This window comes from Streptomyces sp. SID3212 (assembly GCF_009865405.1).
Classification (GTDB): Bacteria; Actinomycetota; Actinomycetes; order Streptomycetales; family Streptomycetaceae; genus Streptomyces.
Genome location: NZ_WWJY01000281.1, coordinates 1 through 5,207, shown reverse-complemented (window position 1 = coordinate 5,207; position 5,207 = coordinate 1). Strand labels below are relative to the sequence as shown.

Annotated in this window: 4 protein-coding genes and 3 pseudogenes; 3 read left to right on the top strand and 4 right to left on the bottom strand. The window is 72.0% G+C overall.

What is annotated here, in order from left to right; translation table 11 throughout:
• A pseudogene (locus GT042_RS08810) lies at positions 1-309 on the top strand (TetR/AcrR family transcriptional regulator); the annotation flags it as partial.
• On the opposite strand, the gene GT042_RS08805 reads toward GT042_RS08810, so the two are convergent.
• The 4 genes and pseudogenes from GT042_RS08805 to GT042_RS08790 form a co-directional block, all read right to left on the bottom strand.
• Positions 275-598 carry a multidrug efflux SMR transporter gene (locus GT042_RS08805; protein ID WP_161308152.1) on the bottom strand — a complete coding sequence of 108 codons (324 nt, stop codon included), beginning with the start codon at positions 596-598 and terminating at the stop codon, positions 275-277. The pseudogene GT042_RS08810 and the gene GT042_RS08805 sit on opposite strands and share 35 nt — an antisense overlap.
• Before the next feature lie 89 nt (positions 599-687).
• The gene (rsgA, locus tag GT042_RS08800; RefSeq protein WP_161308151.1) at positions 688-1,698 is read right to left on the bottom strand and encodes a ribosome small subunit-dependent GTPase A; all 1,011 of its coding nucleotides are present in this window, start codon (positions 1,696-1,698) and stop codon (positions 688-690) included.
• A 106-nt stretch (positions 1,699-1,804) separates the two neighbouring features.
• Positions 1,805-3,148: pseudogene (aroA, locus tag GT042_RS08795) on the bottom strand (3-phosphoshikimate 1-carboxyvinyltransferase); the annotation flags it as partial.
• 112 nt (positions 3,149-3,260) lie between these two features.
• Positions 3,261-3,974: a M50 family metallopeptidase gene (locus GT042_RS08790; protein WP_345943719.1), complete on the bottom strand. Its 714-nt coding sequence runs from the start codon at positions 3,972-3,974 to the stop codon at positions 3,261-3,263.
• 58 nt (positions 3,975-4,032) lie between these two features.
• On the opposite strand from GT042_RS08790, the gene GT042_RS08785 reads away from it, so the two are divergent.
• Both GT042_RS08785 and GT042_RS08780 read left to right on the top strand, forming a co-directional pair.
• Positions 4,033-4,848, top strand: coding sequence for an SOS response-associated peptidase (locus GT042_RS08785; RefSeq protein ID WP_161308148.1), 816 nt, complete (start codon positions 4,033-4,035; stop codon positions 4,846-4,848).
• Positions 4,849-4,994: 146 nt separating this feature from the next.
• Positions 4,995-5,207, top strand: a pseudogene (locus GT042_RS08780) (hydrolase); the annotation flags it as partial.

Genomic DNA, 5,207 nt, shown 5'->3' with positions numbered 1-5,207 from the left:
CCGGGCCCGTTGCGCGACCCCGGGGCGCCCGCGTCCGTCCCCGCGCGGCGCGCGGCCGACGCGGGTCCGCCCGTACCGGCCGAACTGCTGGCGCTGGTACGGGACCGGTCGGCGAGCACGCTGGACGGGGGGCGTACGGATCACAATCTGCACCGGTGCGAACTCGCCGTACGCCTCGCGCTGTCCCACCTGGTCGCGCCCGGCGCACAACCGGTGGGTCAGCTGGTCCGCACAGCGGTCACGGCGGCGCCCGGCGCATCCGGCGCGTACGGAGTCAGTGCGCCGAGCCCGAGAGCTGGAGGCCGATGACGCCGATGATCACCAGCGAGATGGAGACCAGCTTGAGGACCGAGACGATGTCCCCGAGGAAGATCATTCCGTAGATGGCGGTGCCCGCCGCGCCGATGCCCGTCCACACCGCGTACGCCGGACCGACGTCGAGTTTCTTCAGCGAGAGCGTCAGCAGACCGAAACTGCCGAGGGCGAAACACGCGAAGGCGATGGTCGGCCACAGCCGCGTGAAGCCGTGCGAGAGCTTGAGACAGACCGCGAAACCCGTTTCCAGGATCCCGGCGACCACTACCAGCAGCCACGCCATCTTCTGGGGCCTCCCGCGTCGGTGACTGCTCGGTATCGCTCGGTGCGATTATGCACTTACCAACGCCGGTTGCCCGCAAACGCGTTGTGTCAGTCGCCTTCGCGTCGCTCGCGTGTGGCGAGGAGTCGCCGCAGCGAGTAGAGCCGGGCCGGGCTCGCGTGTCCCTCCGCGACCCACGCGTCCAGCGCGCAGTCCGGTTCGTCGTGGCTGCACGCGCGCGGGCAGCCCTCCGTCCCCGGCACCAGGTCCGGGAACGCCAGGATGACGCGGGACGGATCGACGTGGTGCAGCCCGAAGGACCGGATGCCCGGGGTGTCGATGACCCAGCCGTCCGCCTTCGCCAGCGGCAGCGCGAGCGCCGACGTGGTGGTGTGCCTGCCGCGCCCCGTGACCGCGTTGACCAGACCCGTACTCCGGTGCCTGTCCTCCGGGACGAGCGCGTTGACGAGCGTGGTCTTGCCGACGCCGGAGTGCCCGACGAACGCGGTCGCCTTGCCTTCCAGGTACTCCCGCACCCGGTCCGCCGCGAACCCGCTCTCCAACTCGTCGCGCCGCGTGACCACATAGTGGATGCCGAGGTCCTGGTACGTCTCCAGCAGCTCGTCCGCCGACGCCAGGTCGGACTTGGTCAGCACCAGCAGCGGTTCGAGCCCCGCGTCGAACGCCGCGACCAGGCAGCGGTCGATCAGCCGGGGACGAGGCTCGGGATCGGCGAGCGCGGTGACGATCGCGAGCTGGTCGGCGTTGGCGACGACCACCCGCTCGTACGGGTCGTCGTCGTCCGCAGTGCGCCGCAGGACCGAGGTCCGCTTCCCGATCCGTACGATCCGCGCCAGCGTGTCCTTCTTGCCCGACAGGTCACCGACGATGTCGACCCGGTCACCCACCACCGCGGCCTTGCGGCCCAGCTCACGGGCGGTCATCGCGAGCACGACCCGGTCCTCGACGAGGCAGGTGAGCCGGCCGCGGTCCACGGTCAGGACCATGCCCTCCGAGGCGTCCTCGTGCTTGGGCCTGATGTTCGTACGCGGCCGGTTGCCCTTCGGGTTGGGGCGGGTACGGATGTCGTCCTCGTCCGGGTTCTTGCCGTAGCGGCGCATCGCGTCAGGCTCCCGCGCCCGCACCCGGGCCGGGGCCCGCTCCCGTTTCCGATTCCGCTCCCGTTTCGGCCCCTGCTCCCGCTCCCGCTCCTGCTCCGGCTCCCGCGAGCATGTCGGTCCACATCTGCGGGAAGTCCGGCAGCGTCTTGGCCGTCGTCCCCACGTTCTCGATCTCGACACCGTCGACCACCAGGCCGATGATCGACCCGGCGGTGGCCATGCGGTGGTCGTCGTACGTGTGGAAGACACCGCCGTGCAGGGGGCGGGGGCGGATGTGCAGCCCGTCGGCGGTCTCCGTGACATCACCGCCCAGCTCGTTGATCTCCTTGGTCAGCGCGGCCAGCCGGTCCGTCTCGTGCAGCCGCAGGTGGGCGACCCCGCGCAGGGTGGAGGGCGAGTCGGCGAGGGCCGCGACGGCGGCGATGCCCGGCGTCAGCTCACCGACCTCGCTCAGGTCGACGTCGATGCCGTGGATCCGCCCCGTGCCCGTCAGGGTGAGCGCGCTGCCCTCGTTGGTCATGCCCCAGGCGCAGGAGCCGCCCATCGCCGTGAAGATCTCGCGCAGCGCGTCCCCGGGCTGCGTGGTGTGCTCGGGCCAGTCTGGGATCGTGACCCGGCCGCCGGTCACCAGGGCGGCGGCGAGGAAGGGCTGGGCGTTGGAGAGGTCGGGCTCGACGGTCAGGTCCCGGCCGAGCAGCGCGCTGGGGGAGACCCGCCAGACGTTCGGCTCGCCGCCCGTCTCCGGCTCGTCGACCTGGGCGCCGACCGCGCGCAGCATGTCGACCGTCATCCGGATGTGCGGCATCGACGGCAGGGACGACCCCACGTGCCGTACCTCCACGCCCTGGTTGAACCGCGCGCCCGACAGCAGCAGCGCCGAGACGAACTGCGACGACGAGGACGCGTCGATCTCCACCGAGCCGCCGTCCAGCGCCCCGCCGCCCTGCACCGTCAGGGGGAGCGAGCCGCGGCCCTCGTCGTCGATCCGCGCCCCGAGGACGCGCAGCGCCTCGATGACGGCGCCCAGGGGGCGTTCGTAGGACCGGGGGTCCCCGTCGAAGTGGACCGGGCCGTCGGCCAGGGCCGCGACCGGGGGCAGGAAGCGCATCACCGTGCCGGCGTTGCCGACGTCGACGGTCGCGGGGCCGTACAGACCCGCCGGGATGATCCGCCACGCCTCGCCGGTGAAGCCGTCCCGGCCCGCGGCGGCGGAGCTGGACGACACCGTCTCCTCGATCCCGACGCCCATGGCACGCAGGGCGTCGGCCATCAGCAGGGAGTCGCGGGAGCGCAGCGGGCGGCGCAGCCACCCGGGCTCGGCGGCCAGCGCGGCGAGGATCAGTCCGCGGTTGGTGACCGATTTGGATCCGGGCACGGTGACCGTCGCTTCGACGGCCCCGCGCGCGGAGGGGGCGGGCCAGAGGGCGGGCTGCACGGAGCTTTCGGTCATGCCTTCACTTTAGTGGTTTCGCGCCGACTCCGATCCTGGCAAAAAGCGCGGAAACCCGGACGTAACCCAGGTTTGGTAGGGCGGCTACACGCGCGGCGCGGGCGGGCACGGCTCAGAGGCCGAGCATCCAGCGTCCGCCGCCGATCAGTGAGCAGACCGAGACGGCGTGGAAGAGGAACAGCCACAGCACGGGCGGGACGTTCGTCAGCCGCGCCAGCTGGTCCGCGTCCGAGTCGCCCGCCCCGCCGTGCCGGCGCTTGGACTGGAGCTCGAAGGCCGGTCGTACGCCTCCGAGCAGCAGGAACCACACGGCGGTGTACGCGAACGCCGACTGGACCCCCGGTCCGGTGAGCCACGAGATCAGCAGGAAGGCCGCCCCGGTCAGGATCACGGTGAGCGCCCCGTACGCGTTGCGGATCATCACCAGCATCGCGAGCAGCAGGGCGGTCGCCAGCCAGAGCAACAGCGTGATGTGGTGCGCGGAGAGCAGCCAGGCGCCGCCGAGGCCGAGCAGCGGGGGCGCGGTGTAGCCGGCGGCGGCGGTCAGGATCATGCCGATCCCGGCGGGCTTGCCGCGGCTGACGGTCAGGCCGGAGGTGTCCGAGTGCAGCCGGATGCCGTTCAGGCGGCGGCCGGTGACCAGCGCGATCAGGCCGTGGCCGCCCTCGTGGGCGATGGTGATGGTGTTGCGCGACACCCGCCAGACGGGGTGGGGCACCACCGCGGCGAGGGCGACGACCCCCGTCACGACCACCAGCCACGGGTCCGGCGCCGGCTGACTGCCGAAGACGCGGTCCCACAGGTTGGATATGGACGTGACGTCGATGCTGGCCATTTCTCGGTCGGCTCCTCAACTGGGACGGCGTCGTGGCAGTCTGGCACTTATGTGCGGACGGTATGCGGCGAGCCGGCGGCCCGAGGACCTCCAGGGGCTCTTCGGGGTGGAGAAGTGGGAACCCGAGGAGACCCTGGCGCCCGATTGGAACGTGGCCCCGACCAAAGAGGTCTACGCGGTTCTGGAACGTCCTGTGAAGGACGCGGAAGAGCCGGATCCGGTTCGGCAGCTGCGCAAGCTCAGGTGGGGACTTGTGCCGTCGTGGTCGAAGACGCCCGAGGGCGCGGCCCGCATGATCAACGCGCGGGCCGAGACCGTGCACGAGAAGCCGTCCTTCCGCCGCCCCTTCCTCGCCCGGCGCTGCATCCTGCCGGCCGACGGATATTACGAGTGGGTGACCGGCGCCGACGAGCGGGAGCTGGAGGTGCGGGGGAAGAAGAAGCGCCCCCGCAAGCAGCCGTACTTCGTGACGCCGGCCGACGGTTCTGTCATGGCGCTGGCGGGGCTGTACGAGTTCTGGCGCGACCGGACGCTGCCCGACGACCACCCGGGCGCCTGGTGGGTGACCTGCTCGGTGATCACCACCGAGGCGGAGAAGACCCCGCTGGCCGTCGCGCCCGCCGAGGGGCCCGGATCGCTCGCCGACATCCACCCCCGTATGCCGCTGATGCTGACGCCGGACCGCTGGGACGCGTGGCTCGACCCGGCCCGTACGGACCCCGACGACCTGCGTGAGCTGCTCGCGCCGCCTGAGCCCGGGCTGATGCGGGCGTATCCGGTGGCGACGGCGGTCAGCAATGTCCGCAACAACGGGCCGGAGCTGCTGGAGGAACTGGCCGCGCCGGAGGAGAGCACGCTGTTCTGAGCTGTCCTGGGATGTTCTGAGCTGTTCTGGTCCGTCTTGGGCTGTTCCGAAGCGTGGCGAGGAGCGCTGAGGTGTGCTGCTGAGGCGTTCCGGGGCGCGGGCGCGGCAGGATGTCCGGTGTGACTCCTGACACGCGTGGGACGCGGATCGAGAACGTCCGGACCGTCGGCACCCCGGGCGGCGACGCCCGCGTCACCTGGCACCCGGCGGAGGACCCCCGGCTGGTCCTCGCCCTCGGCCACGGCGCGGGCGGCGGCATCGAGGCCCGTGACCTCCAAGCCCTCGCCGCCGCGCTGCCGCCGCTGGGCGTCACCGTCGCGCTGGTGGAGCAGCCCTGGCGGGTGGCGGGCAGGAAGCTC

Excerpts from the sequence above, each read along its gene's own strand:
- GT042_RS08805 (WP_161308152.1), bottom strand. The coding sequence starts at position 598 with ATGGCGTGGCTGCTGGTAGTGGTCGCCGGGATCCTGGAAACGGGTTTC.
- rsgA (WP_161308151.1), bottom strand. The coding sequence starts at position 1,698 with ATGCGCCGCTACGGCAAGAACCCGGACGAGGACGACATCCGTACCCGC.
- GT042_RS08785 (WP_161308148.1), top strand. The coding sequence starts at position 4,033 with ATGTGCGGACGGTATGCGGCGAGCCGGCGGCCCGAGGACCTCCAGGGG.